Source organism: Micrococcus sp. HMSC31B01, from assembly GCF_001816085.1.
GTDB classification, from domain to species: domain Bacteria; phylum Actinomycetota; class Actinomycetes; order Actinomycetales; family Micrococcaceae; genus Micrococcus; species Micrococcus luteus.
The window spans coordinates 1-902 of sequence record NZ_KV825000.1 but is presented as its reverse complement, the minus strand read 5'-3'; the positions used below and the strand labels follow the sequence as shown (position 1 = coordinate 902).

The following is a 902-nucleotide window of genomic DNA, read 5'->3' as shown; positions in this document are numbered from 1 at the left end:
TGGGCTGACCCCGTTTCGTAGGTCCAGTCGTTATGAGAGTCGTCCTGTTGCCCGCGGTCGCGGGCAGGGAGACTGGTCAGATCATGACGAACAGCAGGAAGCGTCACACCCCCGAGCAGGTCGTCCGTAAGCTCGGGCAGGCCGACAGGATGCTCGCCGATGGTCAGGACGTCGCGGCGGTGTGCCGGGAGCTCGGGGTGTCCGAGCAGACGTACTACCGGTGGCGGAACCAGTACGGCGGCCTCAAGGCCGACGACGCAAAGCGCCTGAAGGAGCTGGAGAAGCAGAACGCGACCCTGAAGCGTCTGCTCGCGGAAGCGGAGCTGGAGAAGGCCGCGCTCAAGGAGCTGGCTGAGGGAAACTTCTAAGCCCGGACAGGCGCCGCGCCGCCGTCGATCACCTCAAGCGCAAGTTGCGGGTGAGCGAACGGATGGCGTGCCGTCTGGTCGGGCTGAGCCGCTCCGCGTACCGGCGACCGCTCAAGGGCGACACGGTCGCGGACCCGGATCGGGCGCTCAGGGAGTGGCTGCGCGCCTGGGCGAAGGACCATCCCCGCTACGGGTATCGGCGGGCGTATCACGACGCCCGCGCCGAGGGGTGGGTGGTGAACCACAAGAAGATCCAACGCCTGTGGCGTGACGAAGGGCTCCGGGTCCCGCAGCGGCGTCGACGCAAGCGCGTCGGGTCCTCGACCGTCGACGCGCCGACGGCGGACGCGCCGAACGTGGTGTGGGCGGTGGACTTCCAGTTCGACGCCGACGAGCACGGACGACCGATCAAGATCTGCTCGATCGTCGACGAACACACCCGGGAGTGCATCGGCGGGCTCGTGGAGCGCTCGATTACCGCCGACCGACTCACCGCCCACCTCGAGGACCTCGTCGCCGCCCGGGGCGCCCCGG

General features: G+C 68.8%; 1 pseudogene. It reads left to right on the top strand.

Annotated features, from left to right (window positions below):
- Positions 1–83: 83 nt before the first annotated feature.
- A pseudogene (locus tag HMPREF3105_RS12875) lies at positions 84–902 on the top strand (IS3 family transposase); the annotation flags it as partial.